General features: G+C 60.5%; 11 protein-coding genes and 1 tRNA gene. 6 read left to right on the top strand and 6 right to left on the bottom strand.

Annotated features, from left to right (window positions below):
- Window positions 1–2: 2 nt before the first annotated feature.
- Window positions 3–1,913, bottom strand: a complete 1,911-nt coding sequence (gene asnB, locus CLV45_RS01950) for an asparagine synthase (glutamine-hydrolyzing) (RefSeq protein ID WP_100334715.1) — start codon at window positions 1,911–1,913, stop codon at window positions 3–5.
- 130 nt (window positions 1,914–2,043) lie between these two features.
- Between asnB and CLV45_RS01945 the strand changes: the two genes are divergently transcribed.
- Window positions 2,044–2,574, top strand: coding sequence for an acyl-CoA-binding protein (locus CLV45_RS01945; protein ID WP_100334714.1), 531 nt, complete (start codon window positions 2,044–2,046; stop codon window positions 2,572–2,574).
- A gap of 215 nt (window positions 2,575–2,789) precedes the next feature.
- Here the strand turns inward: CLV45_RS01945 and CLV45_RS01940 are convergent, their stop codons facing one another.
- Window positions 2,790–4,199, bottom strand: coding sequence for an FAD-binding oxidoreductase (locus CLV45_RS01940; protein ID WP_100334713.1), 1,410 nt, complete (start codon window positions 4,197–4,199; stop codon window positions 2,790–2,792).
- Between the two features lie 14 nt (window positions 4,200–4,213).
- Between CLV45_RS01940 and CLV45_RS01935 the strand changes: the two genes are divergently transcribed.
- From CLV45_RS01935 to CLV45_RS01925, 3 genes are all read left to right on the top strand, one after another.
- A complete protein-coding gene (locus CLV45_RS01935; protein ID WP_245882559.1) occupies window positions 4,214–4,915 on the top strand; it encodes a C40 family peptidase in 702 nt (233 codons plus the stop codon).
- A 150-nt stretch (window positions 4,916–5,065) separates the two neighbouring features.
- A complete protein-coding gene (locus CLV45_RS01930; RefSeq protein ID WP_100334712.1) occupies window positions 5,066–8,431 on the top strand; it encodes a TonB-dependent receptor in 3,366 nt (1,121 codons plus the stop codon).
- A 182-nt stretch (window positions 8,432–8,613) separates the two neighbouring features.
- Window positions 8,614–8,690 (top strand) — tRNA-Ala (locus CLV45_RS01925).
- Between the two features lie 119 nt (window positions 8,691–8,809).
- Here the strand turns inward: CLV45_RS01925 and cysK are convergent.
- Both cysK and CLV45_RS01915 read right to left on the bottom strand, forming a co-directional pair.
- Complete coding sequence (gene cysK / locus CLV45_RS01920; protein WP_100334711.1) at window positions 8,810–9,730, bottom strand: cysteine synthase A; 921 nt, start codon at window positions 9,728–9,730, stop codon at window positions 8,810–8,812.
- Between the two features lie 118 nt (window positions 9,731–9,848).
- Window positions 9,849–10,676 (bottom strand): serine O-acetyltransferase, encoded by an 828-nt coding sequence (locus CLV45_RS01915; protein ID WP_100334710.1) that lies wholly within the window; start codon window positions 10,674–10,676, stop codon window positions 9,849–9,851.
- Between the two features lie 187 nt (window positions 10,677–10,863).
- Here CLV45_RS01915 and CLV45_RS01910 point away from each other — a divergent pair, with 187 nt between their 5' ends.
- Together CLV45_RS01910 and CLV45_RS01905 are read left to right on the top strand one after the other, a co-directional pair.
- Window positions 10,864–11,205, top strand: a complete 342-nt coding sequence (locus tag CLV45_RS01910) for a cupin domain-containing protein (RefSeq protein ID WP_100334709.1) — start codon at window positions 10,864–10,866, stop codon at window positions 11,203–11,205.
- A gap of 377 nt (window positions 11,206–11,582) precedes the next feature.
- Window positions 11,583–14,501 carry a T9SS type A sorting domain-containing protein gene (locus CLV45_RS01905; protein WP_157807231.1) on the top strand — a complete coding sequence of 973 codons (2,919 nt, stop codon included), beginning with the start codon at window positions 11,583–11,585 and terminating at the stop codon, window positions 14,499–14,501.
- A gap of 83 nt (window positions 14,502–14,584) precedes the next feature.
- Here CLV45_RS01905 and CLV45_RS01900 read toward each other — a convergent pair whose 3' ends face one another.
- Both CLV45_RS01900 and CLV45_RS01895 read right to left on the bottom strand, forming a co-directional pair.
- The gene (locus tag CLV45_RS01900; RefSeq protein ID WP_100334707.1) at window positions 14,585–16,573 is read right to left on the bottom strand and encodes a peptidylprolyl isomerase; all 1,989 of its coding nucleotides are present in this window, start codon (window positions 16,571–16,573) and stop codon (window positions 14,585–14,587) included.
- A gap of 86 nt (window positions 16,574–16,659) precedes the next feature.
- The gene (locus CLV45_RS01895) at window positions 16,660–17,733 is read right to left on the bottom strand and encodes an MJ1255/VC2487 family glycosyltransferase (protein ID WP_100334706.1); all 1,074 of its coding nucleotides are present in this window, start codon (window positions 17,731–17,733) and stop codon (window positions 16,660–16,662) included.
- Window positions 17,734–17,781: the final 48 nt, after the last annotated feature.

The following is a 17,781-nucleotide window of genomic DNA, read 5'->3' as shown; positions in this document are numbered from 1 at the left end:
GCTTAGGCGTGCATCATATGCCGCTTCCACCAGTGCTGAAACACAATAAGCGCCCAGATACGAGCATGAACGTCGCCGGGGTTGCGCGAAAAAAGTTGAGTTTTCAGGGCCCTAATACCGTCTACGCTGAAGATTCCCTGGGCTTCAATGAAGTCATCCGAAAGCAGGTCGTCCTCAATCAGAGGGCGCAGTTCGTTGCGGAACCACTTGAGCAGAGGCACTTCGAAGCCGTGCTTGGGGCGCTTATAGAGTTCCTCGGGCAGCATGGGCCGGAAGGCATCCTGCACGATCTTCTTCTTCATCTTCGCGTCAATCTTGCTCTCGACGGGCAGCGAGAAGGCGAAGTTCACTACGTTGGGGTCCAGGAACGGGGGGCGCACCTCCAGGGAGTTAGCCATGCTCATCAGGTCCACCTTGGCCAGCATGTCGTAGGGCAGCACCAGATTCATGTCGGTGAGCAGCACTTCGTTCAGGTCGCCATCGGCGTGCAGATGCTGGAGAATATCCTTCCGGCGCTTCTCGGCCAGCTTCTTGCCCACCTTGCGGCGGCTGTCGACGCTGAGCAGGTTGCGGGCATCTTTCTCACTCACAAACGAAGCCCAGTCCCAGTACCGGTCTTTTGGCCCGCTGAGCATACCGCGCGAAAAACGCTGAAACTGCCGGATGCGGTTGCCGAAAAACGAGTTGCGCGACTTAGGCAGCACGTCCCAGAGCAGGTTCAGCCCCGTGACGGCCTCGGCCTTGAAGCCGCCCTGCCGCACCTGAAACTCGCCCATGTGCTTGTTGTAGCCGGCAAACATCTCATCGGCCCCGTCGCCCGACAAAGCCACCGTGGCCTTCTCGCGGGTCCGCTTGCTGAGAATGTAGACCGCCAGGGCCGAAGAATCGGCAAACGGCTCGTCGATGTAGTCGAGCACGTCGAAGATATGGTCGTAAAGGTCCTGGTTGGTGAGCGAGAAAACCGTGTGGTTGGTTTTGTAGCGCTCGGCCACCAGCTTGGCGTACTTGGTTTCGTCGAAGAAGGGCTCGTCGCGGTAGCCGATGCTGAACGTATTCAGGTGCTGGGTGTGGCGCGAGGCCAGGGCCACAATTACCGACGAGTCGATGCCCCCGCTGAGGAAGGCACCCAGGGGCACGTCGGCCACCAGGCGGCGGGCCGTGGCGTCGTCGAGCAGGGAAACCAGCTTTTTCTGCTGCTCCTCGTAGCTGAGCTTGGTTTTGGCGACCTTCTTGGGGTCGTACGGAATCTTGTAATAGCGCTTCTTGACCACTTTGCCTCCCTTAATAAAGAGGTAGTGGCCGGGCAGCAATTTCTTGACGCCCTTGAAAATGGTGGCCGGGCCGGGAATGTAGTTGAGCTGCAAATAATGGCTCAGGGCTACGTAATCGAGCTTGCGCGGTACGCCCAGGGCCAGCAGCGACTTCATCTCCGAGGCAAAGAACATTTTGTCTTCGTCGCGGTACACGAGCAGGGGCTTCTCCCCCATCCGGTCGCGGGCAATGAAGAGCGAATCTTCCTCCTTGTCGTAGATGGCCAAGCCAAAAAAGCCGTTAAGCTTTTTCAGAAAGCCCCGGCCTTCCGAGATATACAGGTTCAAAATTACCTCGGTATCGGTCTGGGAGTGAAACTTGTGGCCCTTCTTGATGAGCTTTTGGCGTAGCTCCTTGAAGTTAAAAATCTCCCCGTTGAAGACAATCGTGTAGCGGCCCGACTCGTCGGACATCGGCTGGTTGCCGTCGGCCGTGAGGTCGAGAATGGCCAGGCGACGAAAGCCCAGACCACAACGGTCGTACACAAAATGCCCCTGAGAATCAGGCCCGCGGCTAACAATAGCGTCGGTTGAGGCATGCAACGCGGACAGCGAGCGGCGTCCTGCGTCGGTAAAAGCGAATACTCCGGTGATTCCACACATAATTGGCGGGCAAAAGTACGAACTCTGCGCACTTACTTTCTGAAAAACTTAGCAGTGCGCCCCCGCAACCAAAGCCGTGCCATGCTAGTAAACTCATCTAACTCTTCCACCCTTTAGCTATTCCTGACCAATGGATCTTCAGCAGCAAATGGATTTACAACAGCAGTTTGAAGCCGCAGTAGCGCGCGTAGACGGCCTGCCGGGCGACAAAGCTGCCGCTCATATGACCGAGCTCTACGGACTCTACAAGCAGGCTACCGAGGGCGACCATGATACCAAAGGTGAAGTAGTCGGCGACGACTCGCCCGATAACCCGAGCGGCTACGCAGGCATGTCGCAGGCGCAGTGGGACTCCTGGAGCAAGTTTAAAGGCGTCAGCGAGGACGATGCCAAGCGCCAATACGTAGAGAAAGTAAATGCGTTGGCCGGCCCCGTTGGGGAGCAGCCTACCATTATTACCGGCAACGGCCAGCCCAGCACCGCTTCCATGGTAGGCGGCGCCGATGCGGCCTCCGGCCCCGAGGTAGAATCCGACGACAACTCCACTACTTCCCAGCAGCCCAGCACCCAGCCCGGCGTGTCGCAGGGCGGCCTGCGCGGCGACATTACCGCCGGAGCTCCCTACGGCGGCGAAGACAAACTCAAAGGCGACCAGTCGTAACCACGGGTTCGACGAATCTCTCGGATTTTGTGGCCGACACGGCCGTTTTGCACCGTTCGGCTCATTTGGCTCATTTGGCTTATTCGGCTTATTCAGAATCCAAACGAAAGACAAAGCCAACCAAAAAGGCCACCCGCTTGGGTGGCCTTTTTATATTGAAGTACCAGCCCCCAAATCCGGCTAGTGCGAGAAACCCGTCGAATCCGTGGATCAGGCTAGAAGATTTTGCCCGGGTTCAGAATACCGTGCGGGTCAAATACCTTCTTGATGCCGCGCATCAGCTCCAGGTTGGTTTCCTGCAGGGCAATGCCGATGTAGCCTTTCTGCACCAGCCCAATGCCATGCTCCCCGCTGATAGTGCCGCCGAGCTTGACGCAAAGCTCGAAAATCTCGGTAATCGGCTGGCGCAGGCCCACGTTCCACTGCTCGTCGGTCAGGTTGCCGCGGATGATGTTCACGTGTAGGTTCCCGTCGCCGGCGTGGCCGTAGCACACGCTCTTGAACCCGTAGCGGGCCCCAATTTCCTTCACGCCCCGCAGCAGCGTGGGCAGCTCAGCCCGGGGCACCACGGTGTCTTCCTCCTTATACACGGAGTTGTAGCGCACCGAATTGCCAATGTTGCGCCGGATTTTCCAGAGCTCGTCCTTCTGCGTAGCATTGTCGGCCAGCAGTATTTCGCCCACGTCGTAGCGCTCCAGCACCCCGTATACCTGCTCAGCTTCCTTATAAAGCTGGTCCATATCCTGCCCGTCGAGCTCGATGAGCAGGTGGGCCTTGATGTCTTCGGGTAAGGTGAGCGGGATTTTCAGATAGTCCGACGACCAGGCTATGGCCTCGCGCTCCATAAATTCCATGCCCGAAGGAATTACGCCGGCCCGGAACACGGCCGACACGGCTTCGGCGGCCTGCTCTTCCCGCCGGAAAGGCACCAGCATCAGAATATTGTGTTGCGGGTAAGGCAGCAGCCGAAACACAACCTTGGTGATGATACCCAGCGTGCCTTCCGAGCCCACCATGAGCTGGGTGAGATTGTAGCCGGTTGAGTTCTTGAGCGTATTGGCCGCCGTCCAGATAACGTCGCCGGTAGGCAGCACCACTTCTAGGTTCAGGACGTAGTCGCGGGTGGTGCCGTACTTCACGGCTTTGGGGCCGCCGCTGCTGTGGGCCAGGTTGCCGCCCAGTGAGCAGCTACCCTTGCTGGCCGGGTCGGGCGGGTAAAACAGGCCGACTTCCTTTACCGCCACCTGGAACGCCTCGTTGATGACGCCCGGCTCGACGGTAGCCTGCAGGTTGCGCTCATCAATCTGAATAATGCGGTTGAGCCGCTCGGTGCTCAGCACCACGCCGTGGTGCACGGGCAGGGCCCCGCCACTCAGGCCCGTGCCCGCGCCCCGGGCCGTGACGGGCACGTGGTGCTCGTGGCAGAGCCGCACAATTTTACTAATTTCCTCAACGTTGCCGGGACGAAGTACCACGTCCGGGGCAAAATGCAAATCTTCGGTGTGGTCACGGCCATAGTCGGCGTACACGTCGGCTTCTACGCGCTGGGCAGTAAGCACATACGCTTCGCCCACAATTTGCTCGAAGGCGGCCACAAGGTCAGGAGTCAGCGGTTGGAAATTCATATATAGACGGCAGAATGAACGATTCACGTATCTTTGTCCCGATGCGGGAACACCTTACGAAGGTACAGTATTCACTCCAACAGCTGCGTTGGTGGCCACTGCTACTGCTTTGTGTCTTAGTCCTACTGGCCAGCTGCGGGGGCTCCCGCCAGCTCAACCAGCGCAACGGCCGCTATTATTCGGCCCGCGAAATGGCCCGCCTCAAGGCCGAGGAGCGCCGCCGCCGCGGTGGGGCCCGACCCGTGGCCAAGGCCAAAACCAAAACCTCGGCCCCGACGGGTAAGTCCAAAATTGTGGTGAAGCGGGCCAGTACGCCCGCCACCGTCTCGCGCGACCTAGCCACGGTTATTGAAGCAGCCCGCTCCTACGAAGGCACCCCTTACAAGTACGGCGGCACCACCCGTTTGGGCATGGACTGCTCGGGGCTCTTGTGTGCCGCCTTCGCCGCCATCGACGTGCAGATTCCCCGCTCTTCCAATGAGCAAGCCGTGTGGGGCACCCCGATAAAGCCCCAGGACTTGCAAGCCGGTGATTTAGTATTTTTCGGAGCTTCACCTGGCAGCGGCACAATCACGCACGTGGGCCTAGTGACGGAGGCCAGCCCGGAAAGTGTGCAGTTCATCCACTCTTCCAGCTCGTTAGGAGTAGTTGAGAACAGCTTGGAGAGCGACTATTATCTGAGTCGCTTTATCAAGGCGGTGAGGCCCAGATTGTGAATTTCCCTCTTACCTTTGTGGTAGAAAACCCCTGGTACGGGTACCGTTCACCAAAGACAAAGATTTGGTAACGGACCCGGTGAAAAACGTCCTTACTTTTGCGTTCCTTTTCAGTTTAAGCCTCCTCTTTTTTCACCTACTTACCCATTTATGAAACACTCACGTTTACGCCTCTTACTCTTGCTGGTGTTGACGCTGTTGTCAGCCCCGGCGGCGTGGAGTCAGGTAACCACTTCGGCCATGAACGGTGTCATCACCGACAAGTCCGGAGCTGGTTTGCCAGGCGCGACGGTTATTGCCGTTCACACCCCAACGAACACCCAATACGTGTCGCCCACGAACTCGGAAGGCCGCTTCAACATCAGCGGCATGCGCGTAGGCGGTCCGTACTCCGTCCGCGTGACCTTCATCGGTTACAAAGACGCGGCTCGTGACGGCATTTTCCTGACGCTGGGTCAAAACCTGCGCCTGGATATCAACCTGAGCGAGGCAACGACGGAACTGGCCGACGTAGTAGTTCGGGGTCAGCGCGACAACATCCTGAACTCGGACCGCACCGGCTCGTTGACATCGGTACAGCGCGAGCAGATTGAGCGTCTGCCTTCGATCAGCCGGAGCCTGAACGACTTCACCCGCCTGACTCCCCAGGCCAACGGTGCTAACGTAGGTGGCGGTAACAACCGTCAGAACAACTTCACCGTCGACGGTTCCGACTTCAACAACAACTTCGGTATCGGCGGCAACCTGCCCGCCAACGGCTCGCCCATCTCCCTGGACGCCATTGAACAGATTACCGTCAGCGTAACCCCCTACGACGTGCGCCAGTCGGGCTTCGTGGGTGGTGCCATCAACGCCGTAACCCGCTCGGGCTCGAACAACTTCTCGGGCTCGGTATACACCTACTACCGCGACCAGAGCTTCATCGGCAACAAGATTGCCAACGAAACCTTCGACCTGTCTCAGTCCCGCTTCAACCAGTACGGCTTCCGTCTGGGTGGTCCCATCATCAAAGACAAAGTCTTCTTCTTCGTTAACGCCGAAATCGAGAAAAATACCGTTCCCGGCCAGACGCGCGTAGCGGCTACCGACGCGGCTCCTTATGGCTCGGCTACCAACATTGCCCGCCCGAAAGCTTCCGAGCTGGACGAAATCGGCAACTACCTGCGCAACACGCTCGACTACGAGCCCGGCCCCTACCAGGGCTACGACTTCGTCAACACGCGGAACAAGCTGCTGGCCCGCATCGACTGGAACATCAGCCAACGTCACCGCTTCAACGTGCGCTACAGCCAGACCGAAGGCAAAAACCCGAACTTCCCCAGCACCTCGTCGAGCCCCTTGACGCAGTTTGCCACCGGCACGGGCCGTACCGACCTGAACGCCCTGTTCTTCAAGAACGCCGGCTACTACCAGGAAGCTAACTTCTACTCGCTGGCCGCTGAATTGAACTCCACGTTCGGCAGCAACATGGCCAACACGTTCCGGGCTACCTACACCAAGCAGAACGACCCCCGCACCTCGGATTCGAAGATTTTCCCCTTCGTAGACATCCTCAAGGACGATGGCGCCGGCAACCTGACGCCCTTCACCTCGTTCGGTTACGAGCCCTTCACGCTGGGCAACCTGCGTAACGTAGAAATCTACTCGTTCCGCGACGACTTCTCCTGGGTTCTGGGCAAGCACAACCTGACCCTGGGTGGCCAGATTGACCTGAGCACCACCAAGAACGGCTTCCAGCGCTTCGCCGCCAGCTACTACCGCTTCAACTCGTTTGAAGACTTCAAAACGGCCAGCGACCCCAGCCTGACGCCCGCTCAGCGCGCCGCCGCTCTGCCGTCGGACTTCGCCATCACCTACTCGCTGGCTCCGAACTTCGCCCAGGCTTTCCCTTCGTTTAAGTTTGGCCAGTACTCGTTCTACGCCCAGGATGAATACTCGCTGTCGAACACTTTCCGCCTGATTGGTGGTTTGCGTGCCGACTACATCACCTTCCCCGAGGCCCTGAAAGAGCACCCCCTGGTATCGGCCCTGACCTTTGCCAACGGCGAGAAAATCAACACCGCTACCCTGCCCGCTTCGAAAGTTCTGTGGTCGCCCCGTTTGGGCTTCAACTGGGACGTAGAAGGCAACGCTACTGTGCAGCTGCGCGGTGGTTCGGGTATCTTCACCGGCAAGGTTCCCTACGTATGGATTGTAAGCCAGGCTGGCGACGCTGGTCTGCTGCAGGTAACCCGCACGTTCTCGGGTAATGCCGTAAAGGATTTGCGCGGCACTCCTAACTCGTACCAGGGCTTCCAGGCCGACCCCGGTTTCTACCGTCCCGAAACCGTTCCGGTGGCTGGTACGGTAATCCCGAACCCAATTTCGGCCGTTGCTCCTAACTTCAAGTTCCCCCAGACCTGGAAGAGCAGCCTGGCTGTTGACGTGAAGCTGCCCCTGGGCATCGTGGGCTCGATCGAAGGTATCTACAACAAAGACCTGAACACGGCCATCTTCCGCAACCCCAACCTGGTGGATCCTCGTCCGCTGAACGTGGGTGGCTACCCCGATAACCGCCTGATCTATCCTAGCGCTGCAACCGACAAGTTCATCAACCCAATCAGCAGCGCTGGTCAGGCAGTTAAAAATGGTACGGCTAACGGCCAGGCCTTCAACACGATTGTACTGGACAACGCTACCAAAGGCTACTACTGGTCGGTAACGGGCAAACTGGAGAAGCAATTCGACACCGGCCTGTTCGCCTCGGTAGCGTACGTGCGCAGCGACGCCCGCAACCTGTTCGACGGTGGTGGCGACCAGCCCCTGTCGTCGTGGCAGCAGAACCCCTCGGTAAACGGTTCGAACAACCCCCAGCTGAGCTACGCCAGCTACGTAGTGCCAGACCGCGTAATTGCTTCGCTCTCGTACCGCAAGGAATACCTCGAGCACCTGGGCACGACCGTGTCGCTGTTCTACGAAGGCAGCCAGGGTGGCCGTTTCTCCTACCTCTACAGCACCGACTTCAACCGGGACGGTGCCAACGCTGACCTGATCTACATCCCGAAGGACGCCTCGGAAATCACCTTCGTACCGAAATCGGTAAACGGTGTAACCGTATCGGCCCAGGAGCAGAGCGACCTGTTCTTCAAATACGTGGAGCAGGACAAATACCTGAGCAAGCACAAGGGTGAGTACGCTGAGCGCAACGGGGCTCTGCTGCCCTGGCGCAACCAGATCGACGTGAAGCTGCTGCAAGACCTGTTCGTGAACGTGGGTGACAAGCGCAATACCCTGCAGCTGAGCATCGACATCTTCAACGCCGGCAACCTGCTCAACAACACCTGGGGCACCACCCAGACGATCAACGCCAGCTCGGTTCTGATTCCGGCCAGCACCCTGACGCCCGGCAGCACGGCCAAGCCTACCTTCACGCTCCAGCTGGACCGTGGCAACTTGGTAAAGGAAACTTTCCGCCGCACGCTGAGCCCCTCGTCGACCTACTACTTCCAGTTGGGTCTGCGCTATATCTTCAACTAAGCTTTCTTCAGCCTAGTCCCAAAAGCGGGTGGAACAGTGTTCCACCCGCTTTTTTTGTGGCTTAGTATCAAGCTGATGTACTTTTTGTGCGTTTTTTTATTCCGTAACACTTGCACATTGTAAATCGGCCCTTACCTTTGCATCACAATTCCACGGTAGATGACTGCGGAATAAAACAAAAAGGGGGATTAGCTCAGCTGGCTAGAGCGCTTGCATGGCATGCAAGAGGTCATCGGTTCGACTCCGATATTCTCCACCAAAAGCCCAACCTGACCGGATGGGCTTTTTTGTTGCCCATCCCCTACGCCGCGTCGGCTAACGAGCCATAAAAAAAGCCCAACCGGTCAGGTTGGGCTTTTTTGGGACTAAAGCGCTGCTTTACACGAATAGGCCGTCGACCGACAGGTACCGCTCGCCGGTGTCGTAGCAGAAGGTCAGGACGCGGCTACCCTGCGGCATCTCGGGCAGCTTCTTGGCCACGGCCGCCAGGGAAGCCCCGGACGAAACGCCGATGAAGATGCCTTCTTCGCGAGCGGCGCGGCGGGCCATGTCGAAGGCTTCCTGCTGGCTCACCTGAATCGTACCGTCGAGAATTTCGGTGTGCAGGTTGGCCGGTATAAAGCCCGCGCCGATGCCCTGAATGGGGTGGGGTCCTGGGGCGCCGCCGCTGATAACGGGTGACAGTTCGGGCTCCACGGCGAAGGTCTTCATATTCGGGAACTCAGGCTTGAGAACTTCAGTCACGGCCGTGATGTGGCCGCCGGTGCCTACACCGGTGATGTGATAATCGAAGCCCTCGGGCGCGTCGCGCAGGATTTCCTGAGCCGTCGTTTCGGCGTGCACCTTGATGTTGGCCGGGTTTTCAAACTGCATGGGCATCCAGGCGCCGGGCGTGTCGCGCACTATCTCGTGGGCTTTTTCGATGGCGCCCTTCATGCCCTTTTCGCGGGGCGTCAACTCCAGATTGGCCCCGTAAGCGGCCATCAGGCGACGGCGCTCAATAGACATGGACTCGGGCATTACCAACGTGAGCTTATAGCCTTTCACGGCGGCTACCATGGCCAGGCCGACACCGGTATTGCCGGAGGTGGGTTCCACAATCAGGCTGTCGGGGGTGAGCAGGCCGTCTTTTTCGGCTTGCTCAATCATGGACAGCGCAATCCGGTCTTTAATGCTGCCCCCGGGGTTGGCCCGCTCCAGCTTTACCCACACTTCAACGTCGGGGCGGTCGGCAAACAGGCGGTTCAGACGCAGCAGGGGCGTATTGCCAATGGTATCAAGAATGGTGTTGGCTTTCATCTGATGAAATGGGGAAAAGATGAGGTTGGGAAAATGAATGAAGCAACAGGTTGAGACGGGAAGCGCAGAACCGGCAGGCCCGCAAGGCCCGGGCCGAGGGCGGCAAAGCGCCGTTGGGTCAAATGGAGAAGGTAATATCAGCTGAGGGGTCTTCCGAACGGGTCACGTGAATTTGGGCCCGGTGGTAGACGCGGGAGTGGGACGGCACGCTCTCGGTCAGCCACACGTTGCCGCCGATGATGCTGTGGCTGCCCACCACCGTGCTGCCGCCCAAGATAGTGGCCCCGGCATACACCACGGTATGGTCTTCGATGGTCGGGTGGCGCTTAATGTTGGCCAGGTGCTTGGCCACGCTCAGGGCCCCGAGCGTGACGCCTTGGAAAATCTTGACGAAGGCCCCGATGACGGCCGTTTCGCCAATGACGATGCCCGTGCCGTGGTCGATGCAGAACGAGGGACCAATCCGGGCACCGGGGTGAATATCGACGCCGGTGCGGGCGTGGGCATACTCGCTCAGCAACCGCGGTACCCGTGGCACCCGCAGTTGGTAAAGGGCGTGCGCAAAGCGGTGCAGGGCAATGGCGTAGAAGCCCGGGTAGGTGCTAATAACCTCTTCGCTGCCCTGGGCGGCCGGGTCGGCCGCCACAATGGCGGCCGCGTCCTGAAGGAGCAGCTCGCGCAGCTGGGGCAGGCCCTGCATGCAGGTCAGGGCAATGTCCTCGGCCTCGGCCGGGCGTAGTACGGAGCGCAGCAGTTCGGCCAGCTCGGTTTGGAGCTGGTGCAGCACGGCCTCAATGGCGTCGGTGCTGCTAAGGGGCCGCGGGGCCCGCTCCGGAAACAGCACCTGCAGCAGCTGGTCGGCGAGCAGGCACAATTCCTGTCCGGGTAAGGGAGCGGAGGCCTGCTGGTGGGCAGCAGCCAGGGACTGAATAAAAGCGGCGTGCATTGGGGAAGGCAAAAAAGGTGCGGCCCGGACGAAAAGGAGCTGCTTACGACGGCAATATAGGGTCCGGGGCGTATGCTGCAACCAAGGGCCGGCCGGAAGGTTTGCAACACAACCGCTCCGACCTGCCTTGCGTTAGGTCTACAATAACCTACCCGTTCCAACCTCTTCACCTTACCCCTACCCTATTATGGCTGATACCTCCATCACCAAAATCGACTCCCGATTCTCGCCCAAAGGCAAAGACGGCGAAAAATACCTGGCTTCCGGCATTCACGTGGCCATGCGGCTCTGGGAAAACGAGGAGCCTGGCGAGGCCAAAGAGGCCGTGACCCGGCCCTACGAAACGGTGGGCTACGTGCTCAGTGGCAAGGCCGAGCTACACATTGAAGGCCAGATGGTGCTGCTGGAGCCCGGCAACTCCTGGGTAGTGCCCAAGGAAGCGTCGCACGCCTATAAGGTGCTGGAAACCTTCACGGCCGTAGAAGCCACCACTCCACCAGCCCAGGTACACGGGCGCGAAGACGCTTAACAACAGCCTCACTTCGTCTATATTTGGGAAACGCCGGGCTCCAAAGAGTTCGGCGTTTTTTATTACAGCTATTTGCACTTATCCCATTAACAATTTAACTCGCTCGGTTTGTACAGCTAATTATCTTACCCTTTAGCCAGTGGCATTAGCCCTGAAGACCGGTGCAATTCAAATTATGGCGCTACATTCTTACAAATCTATATAACAATTACTTAGCTAAATCTTTTTGTTATATTATGGCGCCTCTCGCCGCCAGACTGGAGGAATACGCAACCGGCGTTATTCGGTCAAAATTCGGGAGGCGAAAAACAGAATTATTCCTAACCTAAATGGGCCAAAACCCGTTCAGGCCCCAACCGCTCTTTCTCAATCTGGCTATGAAACACTTCTTACCCCAAGCCATCTACGGCTTTTTCCTGGTTCTGCTTACCGGCAGCCTGGCTACGGCCCAGGCCCAGGCGCTGTACGTGAATGACGGCGCCCGAACTGGCGACGTGTATACCAGCGCCGCCGGCAACGACGCCACGGGCAACGGCAGCACGACGGCGCCCTTCGCCACCGTGGCCAAGGCCTTGGCCAGTGCCGACGGTGCCACAACTACCATCTTTATCGACGCGGGTACGTACCCCGAGCGGGTGGTGCTCAACAAGAACATCAACCTGCAGGGCGTGGACACGGCCCGCACGGTATTTGACGGCGGTCTAGCCCCGAGCGACGTGCAGACCCGGGAAACCGGCATTTTTATTACGGCCACCGGCGGCACCCCGGCCAGCCCCGTGACTATTGCCGACCTGAAAGTACGGGCCTACGACTACGGAATTCAGTGCGACAACCAGAGCAACCACGTCAACTTTCTACTCGAGGACGTCGCCACCACTGAAAACCGGCAGTTTGGCATTTACTGGAACGGCTACCCCAACTATACCGAGAATATCACCTTCCGGCGGGTGCGGGCCACCAAAACGGCCTTGGACCCAAACACGCGCAACAACGGCGCCGGACGGGGTCTGTTTCTGGTGAACGGCAGCAAAATCAACATCCTGATTGAGGACGGCGTGTTTGAGCAAAACCGCCGCGCCGGTATCGACGTCAACGACGGCAGCGTGAGTGGGCTCGTTATCCGGGGCTGTCGCCTGGGCTTTAACCTGGGGCCGGCCATTGCGGTGCTGGGCGCCGCCGGCCTGCGCGATGGTGACGGGAACTACACCACGCCCGCCGCCCTGATTGAAAACAACTTCGTGCGCAACAACGCCTCTAACGGCCTGGAGCTGAAATCGTGCACGGGCACGGGCCTGAGCAGCGGCCCGGGCAGCTTCGTGGTGCGCAACAACTACGTGGTGCGAACCATCGGAGCCCCCACCAACCTGACCGAGGACAACGCCGGTATTGCCTTTATTGACCGGGACCGGAACATCATCGTGACTGGTGGCGGGGTAACCAGCGACCTGAAAACGGGGGGCGCATACATTGCCAACAACATCGTGCGGGGCTACCTGGCCGATGCCCTGCGCACGTTTGTCAACATCAACGGCTTTGGCGTGGTGCTGGAAGGAGGTAATAACAAAGTATTCGGCAACGTAATAGCCCAGTGCCAGCGCGGCGTGCAGGTGCAGGACCGGCCGGCCAACAGTTCCAGCTCAACGCCGTTTTTCGACATTGACCGCAACGCCTCCCTGATTTCCAGCGCCGACAGCATCCGCAACAATCGGCTGGACTCGTGCACGACGGCGGTGCGGGCCGTGAACCTGGCCAATGTGCTGAATGCTTCGCTCAACTGGCTGGGCAAGGCCCAGGCCACCGCTATTCGGGGCACTAACGGGCAAAATGGCCTGGTTATCACCCTGGGTGGCCCGAGCACCAATTTCGCCCAAGTGTCGTCCCTGGCCGCTACGGGCCGCGTCGACTACTCGCCTTTCATGCATACCGGCACCGACGCCGCCGATGCCACGGGCTTTCAGTGCGACGTGAGCTACGTGCACGTGGATGGTTTTAGCCCCAATGCCGGCGCCAGTGGCCGGCTGCAGGAAGGCCTGACGGCCGTTAGTGAGGGTGGCACGGTGGAAGCCGTAGCCACAACTTACGCCGAAACGGCCACGATTGAGAAGAGCTTACGCCTGACCAACGACGGGGCAACGACCATTCAGAACCTGGTGCTCAATGCGCCCGGCAAAACGGCCACGCTGGGCGCGGCCTTCGACCTTTCCGGCGTGCTGACGTTGACCAACGGTCTGCTCAGCACCTCCCCCGCGGGCCTGCTGACGCTGCTGGCGGGGGCCAGCGCCACAACCGGCAATACCGGCTCCTACGTGAGCGGGCCGCTGCGCAAGCTGGGCAACACCGGCTTTGTGTTTCCGGTGGGTAAGGCCGGCGTGTGGGCCCGGATGGGCATTTCAGCGCCGGCTACGGCCGCCTCGGCTTTCACGGCCGAGTATTTTGCCGCCCCTTATGCCAACCAAACGGCCACTGACCCGCTGAAGCGAGTTAGCGCCGTAGAATACTGGACTCTGGACCGCACTGGCTCCACGGATGCCGTCAGCGTGCAGCTGTTTTGGGAAGACGGAGGCCGGAGCGGCATCGACGACTTTTCCAGCAACCTGCAAGTAGCCCGCTTCGACGGCAGCACCTGGGTAACGGCGGGTAATGGCGGATTGGGTGGCTCACAGACGGCTGGCTCCGTGGCTTCGGCCGCCCCGGTAGCTACGATGGGCCCATTTACCCTGGGTTCGGCTACGCCCCCACTGCCGGTGGAATTGATCAGCTTCACGGCCCAGGAGCGCAAGCGGGGCACAGTTGTGCTGGATTGGCGTACCGCTTCGGAACGTAACAATAAAGGCTTTGCCGTAGAACGCAGCTTCGACGCCAAAACCTGGCAGCAGCTGGCCTTTGTGGCCGGCCACGGCACGACGAGCACGACCAGCACCTATTCCTACCTGGACCAGACCATCGGGGCCGCTTCCCAACTCTACTACCGCCTGCGCCAGATTGATTTCAACGGCCAGGTGTCTATTTCGCCGGTTGTCAGCCTCACCCGCGACGGTGGGGAAGCACGCACTACCACAGTGGCCCTGGCTCCCAACCCAGCCTCATCCTACACCGTAGTGCAGCTCTCGGCTCCCGCTACCGGGCCGCTGCAAGTCACCGTCACCGACCTGACCGGCCGCCTGGTACTGCAGCAGGCGCTGATTGGCGCCAATTCGCAACTGCGCCTACCCGCCGCCCTGCCGGCGGGCACGTATCTGGTACGGGTCAACGGCGCGGGTATTACCGGCAAAGCGCTGCGCCTGGTAAAGCAATAACCGGTTTCGCAAATGATTATCAACACTACGGGCCGCCTTCAGACGAAGGCGGCCCGTAGTGTGTAAAGAGGTAGCAGCCCCACTCAGCGCATCAGCTCGATACGCTCAATCCGGTCCCCGATTTCCAGGCGGCTTACCACGTCCATGCCACTTACTACCTGGGCAAAAATGGTGTAGCGGCCGTCGAGGTGGGGTGTGGGGGCGTGGGTAATAAACCACTGGCAGCTCTCGGTGTCCTTACCGGCCGAGGCCAGGCCCACGGCGCCTTCCCCGTAGCGGAGGTCGGCAAACTCGGAGCGCAGGTTGTAGTCGGAGCTGCCCCAACCGTCGCCGCGCGGGCAGCCGCCCTGGGCCACGAAGTTGGGCACCACGCGGTGGAAGTTTTTGCCATTGTAGAACCCCTGCCGCGCCAGGGCCACGAAGCTGGCCACCGAGCCGGGCGCCTCATTGACGAGCAATTGAAAAATGACCGGGCCCTTGCTGGTTTGAATCAGGGCGCGCTGCCCAGCCGGAATGGCCTGCACCAAGCCCCAGTCGATGGGGTGAGTAGCGGAAGTAGCCACCGGAAAGGGCGCCGTAGGCTTGTTTTCCAGGTAGTCAATGGTTTGCTGCAACGACTGCCAGGCTTCCAGGTCGCGGGGCAGCACCAGCTTCTCGCGGGCCAGCTTCAGGAAGTCGGCGTTGGCAAACACCCGGCGCATGTCCAGTTTCGGGTCCCGGATGGCCTCGGCGGCCGTACCCATCACGGCCACGTCGCCGCCGCGGATGGCGCGCTGCATGGCCAGGGCAAACGTGGACTGCTGCTCGGCCGGAAAGCTGGGCAGCCGCCGCATGGCTACCAGGGCCTCGATGCCGTAGGTGCCGATTACCAGGGGCTGCCCGGTAGCAAAAGTGGCCTGGGTTACGAAGTCGTAAGCGGCCGGGTCCTCGCCCAGGGCTTTGAGCAAATACCCTTTTTCGTAGGGATTCGCCGAGCCGACAAACCGCTCCTGCACGGCCGCCCGGATGGCATTCTGCTCGGGCCCGCCCAGTTTGAGGGCCGTGGCCAGCAGCGTGGCGCGGGGGCGCCAGGCGGTGAGCTTGTTGGCTTTTTCCAGAAAAATAGAGCCGGGCTCCCCCGTAGCGTGAGCCAGAAAAAACTCGGCCGCAGCCAGCGCCACGTGCTCGTGCGAATCGGTCAGGGCGGCCCAGGCGGCTTCTTTCACGGGCGCGTACTGGGCCGCCGTCATGGCCCGCAGGGCGCTGATGCGCACCCGGTAATCAGAGTCGCGGCGGGCCAGGGTGGCCAGCACGCCCGGCACCGTGGCCGACTGGTTGGCCTTGCTCAGGGCAGATGCCGCGGCACTGCGCACGGCGTAGGCGGGGTCGGCCTGGGCGGCGCCGGCAATAGCGCCAGCGTAGGAGTTTAGGTTCAGGCCCCGGGTGCGGGCCAGGGCATTGGCCGCCGCCAGGCGGGCCCGGTACGGATTGGCCGGGTTCAGGAGCTGAATCAGCCGGCCCACGGCGGCCTCCGACGTTACGCCGCGCAGCCCGGCCCGGTACAACCCCCAGGCCTGCCCATTGAGCGTAGCTGTATCGGCACCCAGGGCGGCGGGCAAGCGGGCAAGCATGCTCAGGCCGTTTTGCGACACGCAGCGCCCCAGGGCTTCGAGGGCGTATTGCCGGGCCAGGGCGTCTTTTTCCTGAAATATCCGTTCCCGCAGCGCTATTTCGGCCGTCGAGTCGCCGGTTTGGCCCAGGGCGTAGGCCGCCGCCACACGCACGGCCGGCTCGGGGTCGGCGAGGCGGGCGGTGAGGGCACTGATGGCCTCCTTATCTTGCACCGAAGCCAGGGCCAGGGCCGCTTCGCGGCGGTAGAGCACCTCGGGCCGGTCCAGGAAAGGCAGCAGGGCGGCGGTTTGACGCGCGTCCTGGGCCGTGGCAATCTGCCGCAGGGTGGCATCGGTAAACTTATTAGGGCCCGTGGGAGCCGTAGCGGTGCGGGCCGGAGCCGTGCAGGCGGCCAGGCCGGCGCCCCAACAACTTAAGATAACCGCAGTGCGGGCCAGCCGGCCCAGTGGTGAGTGGTTCATGGTTGCCCAAAATAGCCAATTTCCGCGGGCTGCCGGCCTATTTTACCTCCAAACTGCCAACTTCGGCAACCCAGCTGCTGCCGGCCTCAGGAAGTCGCCAGGGCCGGACCCACTTCGGCCAGCAATGCTTCGAGCTGACTGAACAGCACTTCGTTGCCGGTTTGGTGGTAGCTGGCCAGGGCCTGCTCGTAGCCGGTCAGGTCGTAGAGAAAAGCCTTGACGTTGTCGGCAGTAAGGGCCTCGAAGTGGCGGCCGTAGCCGAGCTTTTCCACCTCGGCCGCGTTGAGAAACTGCTCGAACTGGGCCGGAATCGGGATGGCGCAGATGGGCTTGTGCAGGTACACGGCCTCGCTGATCAGGGAAAAGCCGCCGTTGGTAATAATGGCCCGGGCACTGGCCAAATCCTCAATAAAGCCTTGCTCACTGAAAGCGCGCAGCTGCACGTTGCCGTGGGTTTCCTCCTTATTGAAGCCGTACACCCGGAATTCCTGCCCGGGCAGCTGCTGCAGCATGGGCACCAGGTCTTTCTGGTTGGTGGCCGACTGATACACCAGCACGTGCTGGCCAGTACGGGGCCGGGCCGCCAGGATTTCGGGGCGGATAATGGGCGGCACCAGGGTGGTATTGGCCTTGATGACGGGCAGCTGGAAAAAGGTCGTGACCAGGTAGTGGCGGCTGCGCGGCAGCTTGGCCCGCACAATCTGCCGGGCCAGGCTGAGGTTGCCCCGCTCGGGCCGGGGCACCGCAATATCGAGCTGGGCCCGGCTGATAATCTGCATGTTGTCGATGCTGATCAGCGGCAGGCGGCGCCAGCGGGCAAAGAAGTAGCTGAACGACTCGAAGTCGGAAATGACCAGGTCGGGCGTAAAGTCGCAGAGCAGCTCCCGGTACTTGGCAAAGTTGACACGCAGATTTTCCGGGGCCGCGCGCAGGGTCAGGGCCGCCGTGCGCGACTTCGACACCGTTAAATCCTTGTAGGCCAAATGGAAGCCGCGGATTTCGTGGACCCGGCCGGGAAAGTTGGCCGACAACACCTGGAAGGCCCGGGCGCTGCTGACCACGCACACGTTGTGGCCCTGGCTGAGCAAATGCCCGATAACGACCTTGCTGCGGGTGGCGTGGCCCAGACCTTCGCCGGGGACGCCGTAGAGAATATTCATGCGGGAGAGTTGGCTGCTTACGGAGGCCAAATAACTGAAATGTCGGGC

Origin of the sequence: Hymenobacter chitinivorans DSM 11115 (genome assembly GCF_002797555.1) — a bacterium.
Taxonomy (GTDB): Bacteria; Bacteroidota; Bacteroidia; order Cytophagales; family Hymenobacteraceae; genus Hymenobacter; species Hymenobacter chitinivorans.
Note: the sequence above shows the minus strand (reverse complement) of the source record. Positions and strands in the feature narration are given on the sequence as shown.

Excerpts from the sequence above, each read along its gene's own strand:
- asnB (WP_100334715.1), bottom strand. The coding sequence starts at position 1,913 with ATGTGTGGAATCACCGGAGTATTCGCTTTTACCGACGCAGGACGCCGC.
- CLV45_RS01945 (WP_100334714.1), top strand. The coding sequence starts at position 2,044 with ATGGATCTTCAGCAGCAAATGGATTTACAACAGCAGTTTGAAGCCGCA.
- CLV45_RS01940 (WP_100334713.1), bottom strand. The coding sequence starts at position 4,199 with ATGAATTTCCAACCGCTGACTCCTGACCTTGTGGCCGCCTTCGAGCAA.
- CLV45_RS01935 (WP_245882559.1), top strand. The coding sequence starts at position 4,214 with ATGAACGATTCACGTATCTTTGTCCCGATGCGGGAACACCTTACGAAG.
- CLV45_RS01930 (WP_100334712.1), top strand. The coding sequence starts at position 5,066 with ATGAAACACTCACGTTTACGCCTCTTACTCTTGCTGGTGTTGACGCTG.
- cysK (WP_100334711.1), bottom strand. The coding sequence starts at position 9,730 with ATGAAAGCCAACACCATTCTTGATACCATTGGCAATACGCCCCTGCTG.
- CLV45_RS01915 (WP_100334710.1), bottom strand. The coding sequence starts at position 10,676 with ATGCACGCCGCTTTTATTCAGTCCCTGGCTGCTGCCCACCAGCAGGCC.
- CLV45_RS01910 (WP_100334709.1), top strand. The coding sequence starts at position 10,864 with ATGGCTGATACCTCCATCACCAAAATCGACTCCCGATTCTCGCCCAAA.
- CLV45_RS01905 (WP_157807231.1), top strand. The coding sequence starts at position 11,583 with ATGAAACACTTCTTACCCCAAGCCATCTACGGCTTTTTCCTGGTTCTG.
- CLV45_RS01900 (WP_100334707.1), bottom strand. The coding sequence starts at position 16,573 with ATGAACCACTCACCACTGGGCCGGCTGGCCCGCACTGCGGTTATCTTA.
- CLV45_RS01895 (WP_100334706.1), bottom strand. The coding sequence starts at position 17,733 with ATGAATATTCTCTACGGCGTCCCCGGCGAAGGTCTGGGCCACGCCACC.